Consider the following 18,839-nt stretch of genomic DNA (forward strand, 5'->3'; position numbering starts at 1 on the left):
TTTTCTTTAATGCCCGCCCGATACCCGACATTGACATTGGCGGTTTGGCCTCAGAAATGTCACAATCAATTTCACTGAAACGCCTCACGTATTGCCCCAGCGCGCGGGCCACCCCTGTGAGATGACTGCGATACGTCAGTCAGCGATGATGTCCAAGCGAACCGCATTGGTATCTGGCGGCAAAACCGGCACCCGGATACGACGTCGGTCAGCATACGAATTGGTGATAGATCACACCGGCGATGCAGACTCGCTTGGGGACGCGCTGTGTTCATGGACATGAAAACCGCATCATCGATTTGCCAGGGAGTTCGTAAAACAGCGGCAACCTCAGACAGGCCAAGAGCGCATGATCATGAATCTGCAATTGAACCGTCGTCACTTGCACATAGGACAGTGACGGTAGGCAACTGGCGGAATGGATCTAGTTGCAGTGCTTCAGCCTTGGCGTCGGTAATCAGTGTCCACGGGCGGTCCAGTGGCGCCCAGGCTTGCTGGGCCGACCTGCCCAGTTTTGACGAGTCGGCCAAGACATAAATCTTGCTGGCCTGCGCCATCATCAGTTCCTTCAATTGGATCTGGTCGTTGCTGGCTTCACACAGGCCACGTCCTGCGACCACGCCATCGGTGCCTAGGAAGACCCGCTCGGCCGACAGGCGACGCAAGGTTAATTCGGCCAACGGCCCAGAGGTCGACAAACTTAGCCGTCTCACGGCGCCGCCTAGCATCACCAGTTCAATTCCGTCCTCACCAGACAGTGTTGCCATGACTTGCAGGTTATTTGTGATGACCCGCAGATCACTACGGCCGCGCAATTTTTCAGCAAGTGCAGCCGTCGTCGTGCCGCCGTCGATGATGACGGTTTCTCCGGGGCGGATGAGGGCTGCGGCTGCACGCGCAATTGCCTCCTTGTATTCCCTGTGCAAATGCTTGCGCTGAACGAGTGAAAGCTCCGGCTCATGACCTCCGACTGGCACCGCACCACCGAAGGTGCGGACCAGGCGCCCTTCGGCCTCGAGTTGGATCAGGTCGCGGCGCAGTGTGACGAGTGAGACGCCGAGATGACGGCTCAACGACTCGGATCCGCGGACCCCTGCTTGAAGGGCAACCACTAGATCTTCGTGGCGACGTGTGACTTTGTTCGACATGGACGCGTGCGGTTGCAGTATATGGGCGGCTGGCGGCAGTCTACCGCAATCCACAGCGCGAAATACCCCAGTGCCAGGGGCGCCGCTACCCGCGCCGGGTTGCCAATTCAATCGCCTGGCGCAAGGCTTCCAACATGGAGCGCTCGTCGGCAACTCCTTGCCCGGCGATGTCGAATGCCGTGCCATGGTCGACTGACGTGCGAATCACTGGTAGGCCAACGGTAACATTAACGCCGGCTTCAATGCCGAGCACCTTGATGGGGCCGTGACCCTGGTCGTGGTACATAGCCACCACCAGATCGAAATCGCCGCGTCCGGCACGGAAGAACAGCGTATCGGCGGGCAATGGACCTTCTATCTGCCAGCCTCTGGCCAAGCAGGCGGTGATGGCTGGCGTGATTTTCTGTTCCTCTTCGCCTCGCCCAAACAGACCGTTTTCCCCGGCATGGGGGTTGATCGCGCAGACGCCGATACGGGGCTGAGGAATTCCTGCGCGCACCAAGGTGTCGTGGCCACGGGCGATCGTCCGCTCGACCAAGCCGGGCTCGATACGATCGATGGCGTCGAGTAAGCCCATGTGCGTTGTCACGTGAATCACCCGCAGTTTTGGAGCGACCAGCATCATGGAAACTTCCGGCGTACCGGTCAGGTGGGCCAGCATTTCGGTATGGCCGGGGAACAAGTGACCGCCCGCGTGCAGAGCTTCCTTGTTCAGCGGTGCCGTGCAAATGGCGTCAGCGATGTCCGCTTTGATCAATTCCACTGCTTTGGCGACATAGCGATAAGCGGCATCACCCGCTATTGCGGATAACTTGCCGAAGGGCAGATCCGCTGGAATGAGCCCGAGATCCAGACAGTCCACTTGCCCGAAGGTAAATGTGGCTTCCTCGATACGGGTGCGGACTTTGACTTGCAGGTCAACGCCACACAGCGCGCCGGCCTGGCGCAGTCGGGCAGCATCACCGATAACCAGCGGCCGACAGGTTTCATATAGCGCGGGCTTAGCAAGGCTCTTCATGATGATTTCGGGGCCGATACCAGCTGCGTCTCCCATGGTGATGGCAATCAAAGGACGGTACATGTAGGAATCTTTCTGATTTAAGCGACCACGTTGCCGCTGCGGATGCGGGCGAGCTCGCTGTAGCTTTTGAGGAGTGCGGCCGGCGAGCCAAACGCGCCTGCCTTGGTAATGACGGGAATCTGCTGTTTGCCCAAGGCCAGTGAGAGGGGAACGCCCGGCTCGACTTCCTTGATGAGTTGCAGGGCATGGGTGCCAAATGTCGGCAGCAGCGCGCGTGCCGTCTCGCCACCGGTCGCGATGAGGGCACCGATAGCGGGTGCCAGTGGCAATACCAGGCTTCCGAGGGATTCACACAGGGCATGTCCGTAGGTAAGGTCGTTATGTTCCTCCAGGCCGGTCCGGATCATGACATCCCTGCCTGCACTCAAGGCTTCGCCTATTTGGTCGCGCAGTGATTGCCAAAGCGGATGGGTTTCGCCGGTGCGAAGCAAGGCGGGCGTGGGCACGAATACGGCGAAGTCGGCATGGGACTCGAGTACCTGCGCCTGCTGGCGCGATACAGCGGAAAGGCTGCCAACCACTGTGACAATCGGGCCGGATACCGCGAGCCGGGGCGAGGCCGCCTGTCCGACAAGTCCGGCGGCTTGTGGCAAGTGAGTCGCCAATCCGGCCGAACCGACCCAATAGACGGGCAGTCCGACCGACGCGGCAGCAATGGCGGCTAGATCGGCCTCCTCCTCGGCGTCGCAGACTATCGCCTGGACTGTTTTGCCGGCCACCAAGCGGGAAATCTCGTCGCGTAACTTGTTGCGCACGCCGGGCAAGGTGATGTTCGTCGCAGAGATGCCTGCACTGCGTAACATGGCCACGATATCGGCTTGCCCAGGGATGCTCTCATTTGCCCAAATCTCGGTCTGTTCGAGCGGCACGCCCTTTACAAACACGCGGCCGTTTTGCGTTGTGCGCCCGGTGGCAGGGAAGGCTGGCGCAACGATGGCCACGCCGGCTCGCGTGAGTGCTGCCATTTCCGCTGCAAAATTGCCGCGCAGCGTCGAATCAATTTTTTTGTAGAACAGGCGCTCGGAAGTGGCTTGAGCTTGCCACAGCGCGACGTTGATCGCACCTGCCTCCGCAGCAGGCCGGTAGCGGCAATCGGCATCGATCGCGATGACTTGGGCTTGCTCGGCAATTGCAGGGTTGAAAAGAACGATACTTTTCAACCCGGACTTGGCCGCACCCATCGCGCAATCGGCCGCTCCCGACAGGTCATCTGCAAGGATGAACAAAGAGTCGGCGAGCGCGGACATCACTCTGCTCCTGAGGCTTTGTCGGCGCCTACGCGCTTGTAGACCCAGGCCGTCAGCAGCGGCACCAGAATGGCCGTGATCACGACGCACGAGGCGACGATCACGGTCGCGCTTTTAGCAGCCTCGGCATAAACCGGATTGGAGGCAGCGATGATTACCGGCACGGTGGCCGCGTTACCGGCAGTGCTGGCCGCCGCGACACCGGCGACACCGTTGCCACCGACCAAACGATCCGCAAAGAACAGCGGAATTCCAGTCAGAACCACCACCGCAACACCCATGGCCACACCCATAAGGCCGGCTTGCCAGACCTTGTGGAGATCCAGGCCGGCGCCGAGGGCGAAAGCGAAGAAGGGAATCATCACCGGCACGGCCTTCGAGAGGAAGTCGCGCATGTTGCGGTCCAGGTTGCCGATCAACATACCAACGGCCAAGGGCAGGATTGCCCCGACCAGGGTTGGCCAAGGGAAGGCGGATAGTCCTGCAACTCCGAGTGTCAGCATGGTCAGGAATGGGCCTGATTCCAACGACATGATCGTATAGGCACCGACATCGGCTGGCTTGCCATATTGACCCATCAGCGCCATGTAAAGGCCCCCGTTGGTGTCGTTTAAGGCCGCCACGACAGCGAGCGTGGAAAGCCCCAAAAACATACCAGAACCGACCGGCTGTTCGCCGAGGAAATGCCCAAGTATCACGCCGAAGATCAGAGCGACAACTATCTTGGTGCCGAATAACGCGCCGCCTTTCTTGAGAATGTAGGGTGTTGCTTCAAGTGTGATGCTTGCTCCCATGCAGACATAGAAGACAGCTAGGATGGGCAATGCGCCAGTAAACAATGCCCCAGTGAACGAGCCGAAAAACTTCGGCGTTTCCGGGAGAAACGTTGCAAAAAATGCACCTAACAGCAGCGGGACAATCATCATTCCGCCGGGAATTCGATCAAGCGTTTTCTTGATGGCGATTTGTGCCATAGGAGTCTCCTTTAATGTTGAAGATTAACGATCGTAACGATCACAATATGATTATTACGATCTTTATCGTATCATATAGCGATCGAAAATAGTCAAAATATCGACTCGATCGGTTTGCCCGAACAAACATGTATCAATTGAGACAGACGACCAAGCTTTGTACACAAGGCGATTTCATCCCTGTCAGCGGGTGCACGACGCGGTCAAAGTCGCCCGTGCGTCTTCCTGTGAGACGACTCTAGTTTGTGGGGTGAATATCGGGCATCGAGCGAGCATTTGTGCTAGACGTATACCAGCAACCGCTGCACTCCGGGTACCGTTCGCGCTCCTACGCTGTCTTTCAATTTCAAGCCTGCGCCATCGCGTCTTCGCCACAGACCCGTGGAAACACAAGCTCATTTCGTACCTAACAAACCGTGAATATTGGCCAGTCGATTTGCCGGCTGTTGAACAGGCCCATCTGGATGCCAAACTGGCAGCAACGAAGGCAAAGCCGCGCGCAGCGTGAGTTTTTTGCTATTTAATCAATAGCTACCCGCACCTATACGACGGGGGCTAGAGCCGTATTTTTCATAAAATTCTATGACCATCCGTGGGTTCTGCCGCTGCCCGTCATGGCGCGTCCTTGACCATGAAGCGCGCCATCTGGGTCGAACTCCCCCGCAGCGGGTCGGGCGGTCCGAGGTTGGCAAAACTGACCGTGTAGCTGTGGCGCTGGGCCACGCCACCCGCCCAATGCTGAAACTGGGCCCGGGTCCATTCAAAGCGGTGTCCCGGGTGGCGTTTGCGCCCGGCTGCCATGCCATGCAACAGGTTGTATTCCTGGTTGGGGGTGGTCACCAACACCAGGCCCGGGTGCATGGTGGCGAAGACGGCGCGCTCCACCCGGGGCAAGTGGCCAGGGTCGATGTGCTCAATGGTTTCCAGCATCACGGCGGCATCGAAGCCCGGTAAATCCCGATCGACCTGCGTAAACGAGCCCAGGCGTACCGCCAGCCGTGGGTCGGGTCGCAGCCAGTCCAGGCCCAGCGCAAAACGCGCATCGGCCAGTACGCGCTCGTCGATGTCGATGCCCAGCAAGCGCACAAACTGCGCGTGCCCACGCAGGCGCAGCAGCAGCTCACCCGGTCCGCAGCCCAAGTCAAGGACGCTGGTCGCGCCGCTAGCCAGCAGTTCGCGCACCACCGTATCCAGGCGTTCATCGTGCAAGGTGCTTACCAAAGCTCAGTGCCCTCGTGTGGTGACGCTCATGATCTCACCCACTCAAGCGCGGCTTGATCTTTTCAGTATTGAAAAATTGATGTGGCGATCACTGGAACGCCACCTCGGCAAAGCTGCGCAGCTTGCGGCTGTGCAACTGGTCCACGCCCTGCTCGCGCAGCAGCTCGATGGCCCGCATGCCAATACGCAGATGCTGATCCACCCGTTCGCGGTAAAAATGGTTCGCCATGCCGGGCAGCTTGATCTCGCCGTGCAGCGGCTTGTCGCTCACGCACAGCAAGGTGCCGTAGGGCACGCGGAACCTGAAACCATTGGCGGCGATGGTGGCGCTTTCCATGTCCAGCGCCACGGCGCGGCTCTGGCTGAAGCGGCGTTGCGGGCCGTTGTCGGGCAGCAGTTCCCAGTTGCGGTTGTCGGTGCTGGCGACGGTGCCGGTGCGCATGATGCGTTTGAGCTCCGGGCCCTTGAGCTGCGTCACCTGCGACACAGCGGCTTCCAGCGCCACCTGAATTTCGGCCAAGGCCGGAATCGGCACCCACAAGGGCAGTTCCTCGTCCAGCACATGGTCTTCACGCACATAGCCGTGTGCCAGCACGTAGTCGCCCAACTGCTGCGTGTTGCGCAGGCCGGCGCAGTGCCCCAGCATGATCCAGGCATGCGGGCGCAGCACGGCGATGTGGTCGGTGATGGTCTTGGCGTTGGCCGGGCCGACGCCGATGTTGACCATGCTGATGCCGCTGCGGTCGGCGCGCACCAGGTGGTAGCCCGGCATTTGCGGCAGCCGTGGCGGTACTTTCCCGAGTTCGTCATCCGCCAGCGCCGGGGTGCCAATGCGGCGCGTGACCACGTTGCCGGGCTCCACGAACGCGATGTATTTGCTCGCCGGGCTGGCCATTTCCTCTTGCCCCAAGCGCACAAATTCGTCAATGTAGAACTGGTAATTGGTGAACAGCACAAAGTTCTGGAAATGCTCGGGCGCGGTGCCGGTGTAGTGGCGCAGGCGGTGCAGCGAATAGTCCACCCGTGGCGCGGTGAACAGCGACAAGGGTTGCGGCTCACCGGGATGCGGCTCATAAGTGCCGTTGGAAATGCTGTCATCCATGGCGGCCAGGTCGGGCAAATCGAACACGTCACGCATCAACTGGCGGCGCTGCGGGGTCAAGGTGCCTTCGATGTGGTCGTTCTCCGCGAACGAAAAATGCACCGGGATCGGCTGTGTGCTGGTGCCGACTTCCAGCTCGACCTGGTGGTTTTTCAGCAGCAGCGTGAATTGCTCCAGGTAGTAGTCGGCGTACAGATCGGGGCGGCTCAAAGTGGTCTCAAAGCGGCCCGGACCGGCCACAAAACCAAAACTCAGGCGTGCACTCTCGGGCGAGTGCAGGCGCGACACGGTGTCGGTCTGGACCCGCACAAACGGGTAGCAGGCGCGCACATGGCCGGGCAAGTCGTCACCGGCCACGAAGCGCTGCATGGCCTCACGCAAGTGGGTGATGTTGGTGTCATAAATTTCACGGACCCGGGCCAGCGCGGCGGCTGGGTCGGTGAAACTGGCAGGGGCAATGAAGGCGGGCAAATAGGACATGAGGCTATTGTCCACGGTCTGGCGCTTCGGGTAGAGTGAGAGCATTTCGGGGCCAACAGGAACTCTTATGGCGCAAGCATCGGGCTGGATCAAACGCGGTTTGCAGATAGGCTCAGGCCTGCTGCTTGCCTTGATGACGCTTGCCATCGTGGCCCTGCTGTACCTGGGCATCCCGCAAAACGCGGCCGGCATGGCCGCCAAGGGTGTCTGCTCCGCCGCCTTTGTGGCCGGACGCCCGTGGCAAAAGATGCTGGCCGATGATGTGCTGCCCGCCAGCCCGGTACTCAGCCTGATCAGCATCGCGGTCGATGAAAATGCCCGCAGCGTGACCGCCAGGTTCGCCGGTCTGTTTGCCCGCCAGGCCGTGCTGATGCCGCACCGGGGTTGCGTGCTGAATGTGACGCCGACCAGCGCCTCCAGAGCGGCGGCAAAGTCCGCCAAGCCGGATGCCGACAAACCGTGGCCACAGGGAGAGGCGGCGCTGCCCGTTGCGCAATGGAGCCCGGGCGTCGATGCGCTCGCGCTACAGAAGACAGTTGACGAAGCCTTTGCCGGCGCAGGCGATCCAAACGCTGCCAATGCCCGCGGTGTGGCGATTATTCACAAGGGGCGCCTGCTCGTGCTGCGCACCGCGCCGGGCTTCTCCAGCCAGACGCCCTTGCATGGCTGGTCGATGACCAAGACGGTCACCGGCATGCTGATGCACAAGCTCGCCGCCGACACGCATCTGTCGCTGGACTCGCCGGTGGTGGACGCCTTCCCGCCAGCGCGCGAGCCGACCTGGGTCGCCCCCTGGCGCACGGATGGCCGCAAGCGCATCAAGGTATCGGACCTGCTGTATATGCGCGACGGTCTGGCCAGCACGGAAGACTACCAACCCTGGGGTTCGGTGCCCCATATGTTGTGGGGACAACCCAACAACGTGGCCGCGTTTGCTGCCGCGTCTGCGGCACAAGCGCCGCCCGGCGCGCGCTGGCGTTACCTGAGTGCCACGGCCAATCTGCTGTCTGGCGTGGCGCGGGGACGCTTCACCCGCGACGCCGACTATTGGGCCTACCCGGCTCACGCCCTGTTTGAACCGATTGGTGCCACCAGCGCCGTGCTGGAAACCGATACTGACGGCAATTGGGTCGGCTCGTCTTACCTGTGGGCCAGTGCGGGCGACTGGGGCCGCCTGGGCCAACTGATGCTCAACGATGGCCGCTGGGGCGACACCCAGGTACTGCCACCGGGCTGGCTCCAACGCGCCGCCAGGCAGTCAACTGCGCAAGGCGAAGGCCGAGGCTACAGCGCACAAACCTGGCGCATTGGCGACCCAGTGGCGGGCGAATGCCGGGGGCGTGGCCTGCCGGCCGACACCCTGTCCATGAGCGGCCACTGGGGCCAGGTGGTCGCCATGGTGCCCTCACGCGCGGCGGTCATCGTGCGTTTGGGCTGGACCTTCAAGCGAGGCCAGTTTGACGCCTGCGCGTTTATTGCGGACATACTCAAGACCTTGCCGAAGTGAGCCCTGGCGCGCGCACTGCCCGCAGGTTCTCGGCAGGTTTGCAGGCAGTGATTCAAAAAAAACTGCCATACTGCCTGCCGTTTTATAGAGGAAACCAGAGTCCATGTTGAAGTTCACCTGCTGCGATGCAGTCAAGCAATTTTCTGAGCACGCTGCCGCGCCGCTGCTGCGCGGCATCACGCGCGGCTACGAGCGTGAGTGCCTGCGCGTTGACCGCAGCGGCACGCTGGCCCAAACCCCGCATCCACTCACGCTCGGCTCCAAGCTGACGCACCCCTGGATCACGACCGATTATTCCGAGGCGTTGCTCGAATTCATCACGCCACCGTCGCAAGACCCGGCGTTTCCACTGCAGTTCCTGCGCGACATCCATCGCTACAGCGCGCAGCAGTTGCAAGGCGAATACCTGTGGGCGGGCTCCATGCCCTGTGTGTTGAGTACGGATCAGGCCATCCCGATTGCCGACTATGGCCCGTCCAATGCCGCCCGCTTCAAATACGTCTACCGCGAGGGGCTGGGCCTGCGCTACGGCCGCCAGATGCAGACCATTGCCGGTGCCCATTACAACTGGTCCCTGCCGGCTGATTTCTGGCTGGCGCTGCAAGACTGCTGCTGCGCCAAGAACGTCGGCCAGGCGTTTGTCAGCGAGCGTTATTTCGGCCTGATCCGCAATTTTCTGCGTTTTGGCTGGCTGATTCCCTACCTGTTTGGCGCCTCCCCCGCCATCTGCGAATCGTTTCTGCGAGGACACCCTTCGGATTTGCCGGAACTGGTGCCGGGCACCCGCTACGGCCCCTATGCCACCAGCTTGCGCATGAGCGATCTGGGCTACCAGAACCGGGCCCAGGCCAACCTGCACATCAGCGTCAATTCACTGGCCGAGTACACGCAGGCACTCGAAGCCGCCATTCGCACGCCCGACCCCTACTATGAACAGCTCGGCGTGCGCGACGGCGACCACTGGAAGCAACTCAACGCCAATCTGCTGCAAACCGAAAGCGAGTACTACGCTGGCATCCGGCCCAAGCGCGTGGGCCATGATCGCCCGGCCAAGGCCTTGCAACGGGACGGCGTTGAGTACATCGAGATGCGCCTGTTCGACCTCAATCCGTTTATCGACATCGGCATCGCCCCGGAGCAAAGCACCTTTGCCGACGTGCTGCTGCTGATGTGTCTGTTTCGCGACAGCCCGCCCATCACCAGCCGCGAGCAAAGCGAAAACGACGAGAACAAGCACCGCATCGTCAACTACGGCCGTCAACCCGGTCTGCAGCTGCTGGTGCACAACCGCGAACAGCCGTTTCGCTCGCTGGCGCACGAACTGTTTGACGACATGCAGCCTTTTGCCGACATGCTGGACGCGGCCTACGGTGGCCAGCGCTACAGCAGCACCATGCAGGGTTTGCGCACGCGCATTGACCAGCCCGACAGCACACCATCGGCGCAGGTGCTGGAAGCCGCCCGGACACAAGGGGGATTTTTCAACTTTGGCATGCAAATGGCCCGGCAACACACCCAAGCCTTGCAAGCCCAGGCGCTGGATGCGGCCACCACGGCCAAGTTTGTCGCCAGTGTGAAAGACTCGCTGCAAGCGCAGCAAAAGATCGATGCCGCCGAGCAAGGCAGTTTTGAAGCGTTTGTGGCGCAGTACTTCGCCTGATGGCGCTTAGCGCCCGCTCAGGAATAATTTCTCAAATTCTGCGGCGGGCACGGGGCGGCTGGTCAGATAACCCTGGAACTGGTCGCAGCCCTGGGTTTGCAAATAGGCCAGCTGCTCTTTGTTTTCCACCCCCTCGGCCAGCACTTTCAGGCGCAAGCTGTGCGCCATGGCAATGATGGCCGTGACAATTTCCATGTCGTCGCGGTGCGCCGGAATATCGTCAATAAAGCGCTTGTCGATTTTCAGCACATCCAGGGGAAACAGCTTGAGATAAGCCAGTGACGAGTAGCCGGTGCCAAAGTCGTCAATCGCCAGGCGCACACCGAGAGCTTTGAGCCGGTCGAGCATCTGGATGGCCTGGGCTTCACGCTGCATCAGGGCGCTTTCGGTCAACTCCAGTTCCAAAAACGCCGCCGGATATCCGGTATCACGCAGCACCTGGGCCACGGTCTGGCTGATGTCACCCTGCAAAAACTGGTAGGCCGAGAGATTGACCGCCAGGGTGAGCGTGGGCAGGCCCGCCGCGCGCCAGCGCTGACCTTGCTGACAGGTTTCTCGCAACACCCAGTCATCGATTTCGCCGATCAAACCGGTCGCCTCTGCGATGGTGATGAAGCGCGCCGGCGGTACCAGGCCTTCGATCGGGCACTGCCAGCGCACCAAGGCTTCGGCACCGACGATGCGCCCGCTGGGGATGTCCACTTGCGGCTGGTAATACACGCGCAGCTCGCCCTGCGTGATGGCGCGGCGCAAACGCACTTCAATGTCGATGCGCGCACGCGCGGCTTGGGTCAGGCTCTCGGAAAAATACGCAAACCGGCCGCGCCCTTCGATTTTGGCCTGGTACAACGCGCTGTCGGCCTGTTGCAGCATCAACTCGGGCGTGAGGCCGTTGTCCGGATAAATACTGATGCCCACACTCGCCCCAATGCGCACTTCAACGCCGCTGGACAAGCCATAGGGCTCGCTCAAGACACGGATGATGTCATTGGCCACCCGCGCCGCCTGTTCGGCCCCGGCCACGTCTTCCATCAACACGGAAAATTCGTCGCCACCAAAGCGGCCGACCGTGTCGATGGTGCGCACCTGCTTGACCAGCCGGGTGGCCACCAGCTGCAATAACTCATCACCCACCAGATGACCAAAACTGTCGTTGATGTCCTTGAAACGATCCAGATCAAGCATCAGCAGCGCCAGATGCGTGCCGTCCCGCTGCGCCAGCTCAATGCCGTGCTGCAACCGTGACAGCAGCAACAAGCGGTTCGGCAAGCGTGTCAAGGGGTCGTGGTGGGCCAGGAAATCGAGCTCCAGCTGCGAACTGCGCAGTTTGGACAGGTCGGTCAACACCGCCACGTAATTGCAGACCCTGCCGGTGTGGTCCCTGATCACGTCGATGCTGATCAATTGCGGATAAATCTCGCTGTTTTTGCGGCGATTCCAGACTTCACCCTGCCAATGCCCGCTGACGTTGATGCTGTCCCACATCGCCGCGTAAAACGCGCTGTCATGCCGACCCGAGCGCAGCAGCGCCGGCGTTTGGTCAAGAACGTCAGCCGCGCTGTACCCGGTGATCTCGGAGAACGCGGGGTTGATGCGCACGATGCGCTGCGCGCTATCGGTCACCATCAGCCCTTCGCGGGTGCTGTCAAACACCGTGTCGGCCAGATGCAATCCAAGGTCCGACGTCTTGCGCTCGGTGATGTCGCGCACACAAATCACGAAAGCCGGTTGTTTGTCCCAGGTGATGGGGGCCGAGCGCAACTCGGCCCAGCCAATGCCGCTGGGGCGAATCAGGTTGATGTCTTGACGGGTTTCGCCGGAGTGGATCGGCACGGCCAGATCTTTACCCACCAGCTCGCCACGCTCGAACAGGCGCTCGGCGCTTTCATTGGCATAAAGCACCACGCCACGCTGATCCACCACCACGATGCCATCGCTGATGGTGGTGAGAATCAATTGAAAATTGATCAGATTTTCTGTCATGGCAACGCTTCTGGCTGCGCCAGTGAACCGGGCGCTTGCCCCTTACAAGACGACGGTGCCCGCGCCGTGCCCGTTTTCGGCCGTGATGGCCGACAGCACCGAATGCATGCGCGACAGATCGCCCAGCAGTTTGAGCACCGGCTCCGGCACTTCGCGCACCAGCATCGGGGTGGCGAAAACATCTTTTTCCAGGGCCTTCTCGGGCATGCCCAGCACCTCGACCACGTTGAGCACCCAAAAGCCCGCCCGGTACGTGGCGGCCAACACGTTGCTGAGCTGATCGACGACTTTTTGAATCTCGGGGTTGACCGACACCACATACAGGGTCAGCGAGATCCTGTGGTTGTCTTTGCTCACATTGCTGAGGCTGCGCACCGAGCGTGCAATGTGCCGTATCTGGGTGGATGACAGCGGCTTGTTGGCCAACTGAAAGGTCATGCCTTCGGCTTGTGCCTGCTTTAAATCGTCAAGATACTCCTGCGAGAAGGCGGTGACGATGTAGATGTTGAATGTGGGGTCCATGGCCAGCAGACGGCGCATGGTCTCAACCCCATCAATCCCGGGCATTTTCAGGTCCAGAAAGATCAAATCCGGGCGTTCTTCTCTGGCCATGGCGATGCCTTGCAGGCCGTCTTCGGCCACGCGCACCACGCAGCCGATCTCGCCGAGCACCAGCTGGAACGAGCCGCGCACGGCCGCGTCATCGTCAATTACCAGGATAGTTTGTGTCATTGCGCTTGTCTCATTCCAACGTGTTTATTTTGGGTTGAATGTTAGCCGGAAACAGCAGCCTGACTCCGGCAAGTTGTCGGTACTGATGCTCCCGCCCACCTCCTGCATCAGATGCCTGGATACCGACAGACCCAGACCCGTGCCTTTGCCAACCGGCTTGGTGGTAAAGAAGGGGTCAAAGATTTTTTCGCGAATTTCCTCCGGGATGCCGGGCCCGTTGTCACAGACGAACAGAATGACCTGGCCACCTTCAAGCCGGGCGCTGATGGTGATGCGCTGCTGGGTCTGTCCGGCCATCGCATCGCGGGCGTTGAGCAGCAAATTCACCAACACTTGTTGCAGGCTGCCCGCGCTGCATTGGATGGGCGGCAGGTCTGGCGGCAAATCGATCCGAACCTGCACGGCATTTTTGGTCAGCTCACTTTGGAGCAAGTCAACGGTCTTGTTAACCGTTGGCGGCAGGTCACAGCGCTCTTGCTGGCCTGCGTCAGGCCGAACGAAGATCAGCATGTTGGATACGATCTTCTTGATCCGGTCAATTTCGTGCAGCGCCTTGTTCAGCACCTCTTTCGAACTGGCGTCGGTCGCTTTGTCTCTGGCGTGTTCAACGTAATTCATGACACCCATCAAGGGATTGTTGATCTCATGGGCCACACCACCCACCATGGTGCCCAGGGCCGACAGCCTTTCGATCTGGATCATGTGCTCGCGATTTTCCAGCTCCTGGCGTGCCCGCTCCAGTCGCAGTGCATCTTCCTGGCGCAACAGGACCAGGGCCCGCTGCTGGTCGTTGTTGTGCTGCGCCAGCGCGGTTTGTTGATCCTGCAAGGGAAGAAACACCAACAGGTACAGAGCGGGGACTTTGATCAGAATCAAAGCCATGACGGCGACCACCGCCCACAAGGAATCGCTTGCCTTGCTGCCCGGCACCGACTCCAAGACAACGTTCATGCCCAGATGGATGAACACCTCAGCCGCGATGACCACCAGCACCAGCCGGATGACCACGCCAAGCGGGCTCAGACCGGTCTTTTCGAGAATAATTTTGCCCATCAGCGGCTCCGGATGATTGCTCGAAAGTTTATATTGAAAATAGCCATAACCCCCGTCAGATAAGGCTGATAGGCTACTAATTCTATAGCTGTTTAGGGTGGCTCCGGGGCTGCCGGTGCGGCACCATGGACCTGTCTCCCGTCAAGACAAGGCGCCCGGCGAAGCCGGTCAAAAATCAGCGCAATTGATCGACCACAGCCAGCAGCGGCAGCAGCACGCTGGCGCCCAGCTTTTTGGAGCGTTCGCCATTCCAGCCGACCCGCACATCGGGCAGATTGGCGTTGTCCTTGAACGGCATCTCGATGGTGAGAGCCAGGCAATCAAAGTTCTGCCCGACCCAGTTCGTCGCCAGTGTCGGGTTGGCCTGCCCGAGCGGCGTTTGGCCGTAGCCTTGCGCGGTCTGGAAATCGGGGCAGGTGGCGAGCCACGCCGCTTTGAAGCTGTTTTCCAGGGCTTCAAGTCGGGGCGTGTAACCAGGGTTGCCTTCGCAGCCGGCCACAAAGTTGTAAGGCAAAGCCTCGTCACCATGGGCATCCAGACACAGATCGACGCCCACCTGTTGCATCTTCTGGCGCACCAGAAACACTTCAGGCGACTTTTCCAGACTGGGCGCTGCCCACTCACGGTTCAGGTTGGCGCCCGCCGCATTGGTGCGCAAATTGCCACGCACGGCGCCATCGGGGTTCATGTTCGGCACCACGTGAAAGACACACTTGTCGAGCAGCACGCGCGCCACCGGATCAGCAGGGTCGAGCAAACGCTGCAGAAAGCCCTCGATAAACCACTCGGCCATGGCTTCACCGGGATGCTGGCGCGCAATCAGCCAGACTTTCTTTTTTTGCGCCAGCGACGTTGCAGCGGTGGCGTCGGTGATGCGCAGCAGCGTCATGTCGCGACCGTCCAGCGTGCCGCCCAGTCGTTCTTGCGTGACGTGCCCACAGCGCGCCACCGAGGCGATCAAATCCAGATGACGCTCATAGGAATAGGGTTCAAAGTAAGCAAAATAAATACATTGCGTCTCGGGCGTGAAGTCAAATGACAGGACCTGCCCGTCAAATTGCGTGTCGATGCGAAACCAGCGCTGGCGGTCATAACTGGCCACCGCGCGGTAGCCCGCCCAGCCCTTGGGATAGGCCGATTGACCGGCGTTGAGAAAACGCACGCTCAAAGCCACCCCGGCTGCGCCCTGCAATGAAAAATGAAACCACTGCGCAAAGTCACTGGCGTTGTCGCGGCGGATATTGAGTTGAATATCTTGCGGGTCGGCCAGACTCAGCACCTCGATGGCGCCGGCGTCAAACTGCGTTGAAATGTGAAGTGGAGTCATCGTCCCGGTCTGCTGCGTTAGGTTGACTGATTCTCTCAGATCAACCCATAGGCAGAGGCCAGCAAATAGCCCACCAGGCAGGAGGTGGATACACCGATCAGTCCGGGCAAGATGAAGCTGTGGTTGATCACATATTTGCCGATGCGGGTGGTGCCTGAGCGGTCAAACTGGATCGCGGCCAGATCACTCGGGTAGGTCGGCAAGATGTAGTAACCATAGGAGGCCGCGGCAAAAGCGACGATGTAGCCCGGTGGTACGCCAATGGCGAGCCCGACCGGCACCATGGCGCTGATGGCAGCGGCTTGCGAGTTGACCAATTTGGACACCAGCAGCAAAGCGATGGCGTAAGTCCAGGGTTTCGTTTTAACCAGCTCGGTCAGCACGACCTTGAGTTCTGCCAGATGCGCGTCAAATACGGTGTCGGCCATCCAGGCGATACCAAACACGGCCACCACGGCAATCATGCCGGCGCGAAACACTTCGGTCTTGCCAATGGTGGAGGGGTCGGTCTTGGTAAAGACAATCATCAAGGCACCGGCCAACAGCATGAACATCTGAATGGTGAGCACCATCGACAGCGGCTTGCCGTCTACCAGCGGTCGCACGGATGGAAAGGCGCCCAGACAGGCCACGATGACAATGGCGCCCAGGAAAATCCACATGGCGGTCCACTGGTCCCTGGAGAGGGTTTTGCCCATCAAGGTGGCGCTTTCGCCATAGATGATCTCGCGCTGCTCGGGGTCGGCAATGCGCTTTTGGAATTCCGGGTCATCGTCCAGGTCCTTGCCGCGGAACCAGCTGAAGATGCCGATCAACAACACGCCGGCCAGCGTGGAGGGAATGGTGATGGACAGCACCTGGACGAAGTCAATGACATGCCCATCCACCGGCACTTTGGCCAGAAAGGCCACCAAGGCCACCACCGCCACCGAGACCGGGCTGGCCAGGATACCCATCTGGCTGGAGATGGATGATGCTGCCATCGGGCGCTCGGGCCGTATGTTGTTCTTGATGGCAATGTCGTAAATGATGGGCAGCATGGTGTAGACCACGTGGCCGGTACCGCACAGAATAGTCAAAAAGCAGGTGGTGAACGGTGCCAGGATCGAGACGTATTTGGGATTGCGGCGCAGCATTTTTTCAGCACCCTTGAGCAGCACTTCCAGCCCGCCCGAGGCTTGCAGCGTGGCCGAGGCGGCCACCACGGCGATGATGGTCAGCATCACGTCCACCGGCGGCTTGCCGGGCTTGAGCCCGAACACAAAGGTCATGATGACGATGCCGATACCGCCGAGCAGACCGAGCGCGACGCCACCCTTACGCGCGCCATAGAACAGGCATATAAGAATGACTGCGACTTGCAGCAGAATGTCCATGGTGATGTTCTCGAGTTACTGAAAATGAAAATGTAATTCATATTGTGGTAAACCCTAACACCTGATTTGAGATTTGTTGATACAGGTCATCTGATCGGACGATTCCGGAGCCAATCAGCCGGACTACTGATAATCCAGCCATGAGTACAACCCAAACCCAGGCAGCCACTGCCACCCCTTCTTCTTCCAACAAGCGCTTCGAATCCCTGGCCCTGAACCCGGCCACACTGGCCAACCTGCAGCAACTTGGCTACCTGGAGATGACGCCGATTCAGGCCGCCAGCCTGCCCGCCGCACTGGCGGGCAAGGACCTGATTGCGCAAGCCGAAACCGGCAGCGGCAAGACGGCGGCCTTTGCCCTGGCGCTGCTGGAGCGCCTGAACCCGCGCCGCTTTGCGGTGCAGGCGCTGGTGCTGTGCCCCACGCGCGAGCTGGCGGACCAGGTCACGATCGAGATTCGCCGCCTGGCGCGTGCGACCGACAACATCAAAGTCGTCACCCTGTGCGGCGGCGTGGCCTTGCGCGGCCAGCGCGCTTCTCTGGAGCAGGGCGCGCACATTGTGGTGGGTACGCCCGGGCGCGTGATGGACCACCTGGCGCGCGAGTATTTGAACCTGGAAGCGCTCAACACGCTGGTGCTCGACGAGGCCGACCGCATGCTCGACATGGGGTTTTTTGACGACATGGCCACCGTTGCCAAACAGTGCCCGAAAGAGCGGCAAACGCTGCTGTTTTCGGCCACCTACCCGGAAGGCATCGAGAAACTGGCCCAACAATTCATGCGCGAGCCGCTGAGAGTCCAGGTGGCCGCGCAGCAAACCGAAAGCCTGATCGAGCAACGCTTTTATGAGGTCACGCGGGCCAACCGGTTCGAAGCGGTGGCGTTGCTGCTGAACCACTTTCGACCCATCAGCACGCTGGCGTTCTGCAACACCAAGCAGCAGTGCAAAGACCTGGTGACTTACCTGCAAGCGCAGGGCTTCAGCGCGCTGGCGTTGTATGGCGAGCTGGAGCAGCGCGAGCGCGACCAGGTGCTGGCCCAATTTTCCAATCGCAGCGCCTCGGTGCTGGTGGCCACTGATGTGGCCTCGCGCGGCCTGGACATCACGCAACTCGAAGCCGTGATCAATGTGGACATCACACCTGACCCCGAAGTGCATGTGCACCGCATTGGCCGCACCGGGCGCGCCGGTGAGTCGGGCCTGGCATTAAGCCTGGCCAGCATGAATGAAATGGGCTCGGTCGGCAAGATCGAGCAGTATCAAAAGCGTGAATCGGTTTGGCACAAGCTCGATGAACTCAAACCTACCGGCCAGGGGCCGCTGCTGCCACCGATGGTGACCTTGCAGATTCTGGGTGGCCGCAAGGAAAAAATTCGTCCCGGCGACGTGCTGGGCGCACTGACCGCCGATGCGGGCTACAGCCGCGAGCAGATCGGCAAGATCGTTGTCACCGAATTCACCACCTTTGTGGCGGTGCAGCGTGACATTGCGCTGGCGGCGATGCAGAAGCTCAACGCGGGCAAGGTCAAGGGCAAAAGCGTGAAAGTACGGCTTTTGTAACGATCACCGGGGCTGTCATCGTGTAAGGCAAATACCGACACGCTTTACAGTCGCTTGCTGACTTCAGTGAATCAAGTGGGCGACTACAGTTGTCTCAAGCGTCAGGACCATCCCGATGGCGCTCTGAACCCACCGGAGCCTCCTGATGAGCACCATTGCACTTGAACTCAATCCCTTTAGCCTGATGATGGAGCCTGAACGCGTGTTGCAAACCATGGAGCGTTCGCAACAACTGCGCGGCCTGCGCCGTCACAAATTACACCCGCTGGACAAACCGCTGATACCCTACACCAGTGAGGCGCTGGCCAGCCGCGCCGCGTATGACGAAGAGATTGATGCGCAAGACCGCAAAGCCCAGGCCAGCGCTTTCTTGCTGAACTGAGCCG

Annotated in this window: 15 protein-coding genes; 4 read left to right on the forward strand and 11 right to left on the reverse strand. The window is 60.4% G+C overall.

From position 1 onward, the window contains the following. Window positions 1–353: 353 nt before the first annotated feature. The 6 genes from RFER_RS18050 to RFER_RS18075 all read right to left on the reverse strand — a co-directional run bounded on the left by RFER_RS18050 (window position 354) and on the right by RFER_RS18075 (window position 7,253). Window positions 354–1,148 (reverse strand): DeoR/GlpR family DNA-binding transcription regulator, encoded by a 795-nt coding sequence (locus RFER_RS18050; RefSeq protein WP_011465831.1) that lies wholly within the window; start codon window positions 1,146–1,148, stop codon window positions 354–356. A gap of 85 nt (window positions 1,149–1,233) precedes the next feature. Next, window positions 1,234–2,229 (reverse strand): 4-hydroxythreonine-4-phosphate dehydrogenase PdxA, encoded by a 996-nt coding sequence (gene pdxA, locus RFER_RS18055; protein ID WP_011465832.1) that lies wholly within the window; start codon window positions 2,227–2,229, stop codon window positions 1,234–1,236. 17 nt (window positions 2,230–2,246) lie between these two features. After that, entirely contained in the window at window positions 2,247–3,476 is a 1,230-nt protein-coding gene (locus tag RFER_RS18060; RefSeq protein ID WP_011465833.1) for a four-carbon acid sugar kinase family protein, read from the reverse strand. After that, a complete protein-coding gene (locus RFER_RS18065; RefSeq protein WP_011465834.1) occupies window positions 3,476–4,450 on the reverse strand; it encodes a 2-keto-3-deoxygluconate permease in 975 nt (324 codons plus the stop codon). The genes RFER_RS18060 and RFER_RS18065 overlap by 1 nt, the downstream gene beginning before the upstream one ends. Before the next feature lie 612 nt (window positions 4,451–5,062). After that, window positions 5,063–5,659: a methyltransferase domain-containing protein gene (locus tag RFER_RS18070; RefSeq protein ID WP_166485760.1), complete on the reverse strand. Its 597-nt coding sequence runs from the start codon at window positions 5,657–5,659 to the stop codon at window positions 5,063–5,065. A gap of 100 nt (window positions 5,660–5,759) precedes the next feature. After that, the gene (locus tag RFER_RS18075) at window positions 5,760–7,253 is read right to left on the reverse strand and encodes an AMP nucleosidase (RefSeq protein ID WP_041792809.1); all 1,494 of its coding nucleotides are present in this window, start codon (window positions 7,251–7,253) and stop codon (window positions 5,760–5,762) included. Between the two features lie 67 nt (window positions 7,254–7,320). Here RFER_RS18075 and RFER_RS18080 point away from each other — a divergent pair, with 67 nt between their 5' ends. Then, on the forward strand, window positions 7,321–8,760 hold the full coding sequence (locus RFER_RS18080) for a serine hydrolase domain-containing protein (RefSeq protein ID WP_011465837.1): 1,440 nt from the start codon (window positions 7,321–7,323) through the stop codon (window positions 8,758–8,760). A gap of 103 nt (window positions 8,761–8,863) precedes the next feature. After that, the gene (gshA, locus tag RFER_RS18085; RefSeq protein ID WP_011465838.1) at window positions 8,864–10,420 is read left to right on the forward strand and encodes a glutamate--cysteine ligase; all 1,557 of its coding nucleotides are present in this window, start codon (window positions 8,864–8,866) and stop codon (window positions 10,418–10,420) included. Between the two features lie 6 nt (window positions 10,421–10,426). Here gshA and RFER_RS18090 read toward each other — a convergent pair whose 3' ends face one another. The 5 genes from RFER_RS18090 to RFER_RS18110 all read right to left on the reverse strand — a co-directional run bounded on the left by RFER_RS18090 (window position 10,427) and on the right by RFER_RS18110 (window position 16,891). After that, complete coding sequence (locus RFER_RS18090; RefSeq protein ID WP_011465839.1) at window positions 10,427–12,403, reverse strand: putative bifunctional diguanylate cyclase/phosphodiesterase; 1,977 nt, start codon at window positions 12,401–12,403, stop codon at window positions 10,427–10,429. Between the two features lie 42 nt (window positions 12,404–12,445). Continuing rightward, window positions 12,446–13,135: a response regulator gene (locus RFER_RS18095; protein WP_011465840.1), complete on the reverse strand. Its 690-nt coding sequence runs from the start codon at window positions 13,133–13,135 to the stop codon at window positions 12,446–12,448. A gap of 24 nt (window positions 13,136–13,159) precedes the next feature. Continuing rightward, the gene (locus RFER_RS18100; RefSeq protein WP_011465841.1) at window positions 13,160–14,188 is read right to left on the reverse strand and encodes a sensor histidine kinase; all 1,029 of its coding nucleotides are present in this window, start codon (window positions 14,186–14,188) and stop codon (window positions 13,160–13,162) included. Between the two features lie 175 nt (window positions 14,189–14,363). Continuing rightward, complete coding sequence (locus RFER_RS18105; RefSeq protein WP_011465842.1) at window positions 14,364–15,515, reverse strand: M14 family metallopeptidase; 1,152 nt, start codon at window positions 15,513–15,515, stop codon at window positions 14,364–14,366. A gap of 35 nt (window positions 15,516–15,550) precedes the next feature. After that, entirely contained in the window at window positions 15,551–16,891 is a 1,341-nt protein-coding gene (locus tag RFER_RS18110) for an anaerobic C4-dicarboxylate transporter (RefSeq protein WP_011465843.1), read from the reverse strand. A gap of 140 nt (window positions 16,892–17,031) precedes the next feature. Here RFER_RS18110 and dbpA point away from each other — a divergent pair, with 140 nt between their 5' ends. Further along, window positions 17,032–18,453, forward strand: a complete 1,422-nt coding sequence (gene dbpA / locus RFER_RS18115) for an ATP-dependent RNA helicase DbpA (protein WP_011465844.1) — start codon at window positions 17,032–17,034, stop codon at window positions 18,451–18,453. A 145-nt stretch (window positions 18,454–18,598) separates the two neighbouring features. Then, entirely contained in the window at window positions 18,599–18,835 is a 237-nt protein-coding gene (locus RFER_RS18120; RefSeq protein ID WP_011465845.1) for a hypothetical protein, read from the forward strand. Window positions 18,836–18,839: the final 4 nt, after the last annotated feature.

It is taken from the genome of Rhodoferax ferrireducens T118 (genome assembly GCF_000013605.1).
In the GTDB taxonomy this organism is placed as follows: Bacteria; Pseudomonadota; Gammaproteobacteria; order Burkholderiales; family Burkholderiaceae_C; genus Rhodoferax; species Rhodoferax ferrireducens.

Coding starts and splice junctions, on each gene's coding strand:
- RFER_RS18080 (WP_011465837.1), top strand. CDS start 7,321: ATGGCGCAAGCATCGGGCTGGATCAAACGCGGTTTGCAGATAGGCTCA.
- RFER_RS18105 (WP_011465842.1), bottom strand. CDS start 15,515: ATGACTCCACTTCACATTTCAACGCAGTTTGACGCCGGCGCCATCGAG.
- RFER_RS18075 (WP_041792809.1), bottom strand. CDS start 7,253: ATGTCCTATTTGCCCGCCTTCATTGCCCCTGCCAGTTTCACCGACCCA.
- dbpA (WP_011465844.1), top strand. CDS start 17,032: ATGAGTACAACCCAAACCCAGGCAGCCACTGCCACCCCTTCTTCTTCC.
- gshA (WP_011465838.1), top strand. CDS start 8,864: ATGTTGAAGTTCACCTGCTGCGATGCAGTCAAGCAATTTTCTGAGCAC.
- RFER_RS18110 (WP_011465843.1), bottom strand. CDS start 16,891: ATGGACATTCTGCTGCAAGTCGCAGTCATTCTTATATGCCTGTTCTAT.
- RFER_RS18095 (WP_011465840.1), bottom strand. CDS start 13,135: ATGACACAAACTATCCTGGTAATTGACGATGACGCGGCCGTGCGCGGC.
- RFER_RS18100 (WP_011465841.1), bottom strand. CDS start 14,188: ATGGGCAAAATTATTCTCGAAAAGACCGGTCTGAGCCCGCTTGGCGTG.
- RFER_RS18060 (WP_011465833.1), bottom strand. CDS start 3,476: ATGTCCGCGCTCGCCGACTCTTTGTTCATCCTTGCAGATGACCTGTCG.
- RFER_RS18090 (WP_011465839.1), bottom strand. CDS start 12,403: ATGACAGAAAATCTGATCAATTTTCAATTGATTCTCACCACCATCAGC.
- RFER_RS18050 (WP_011465831.1), bottom strand. CDS start 1,148: ATGTCGAACAAAGTCACACGTCGCCACGAAGATCTAGTGGTTGCCCTT.
- RFER_RS18120 (WP_011465845.1), top strand. CDS start 18,599: ATGAGCACCATTGCACTTGAACTCAATCCCTTTAGCCTGATGATGGAG.
- RFER_RS18065 (WP_011465834.1), bottom strand. CDS start 4,450: ATGGCACAAATCGCCATCAAGAAAACGCTTGATCGAATTCCCGGCGGA.
- pdxA (WP_011465832.1), bottom strand. CDS start 2,229: ATGTACCGTCCTTTGATTGCCATCACCATGGGAGACGCAGCTGGTATC.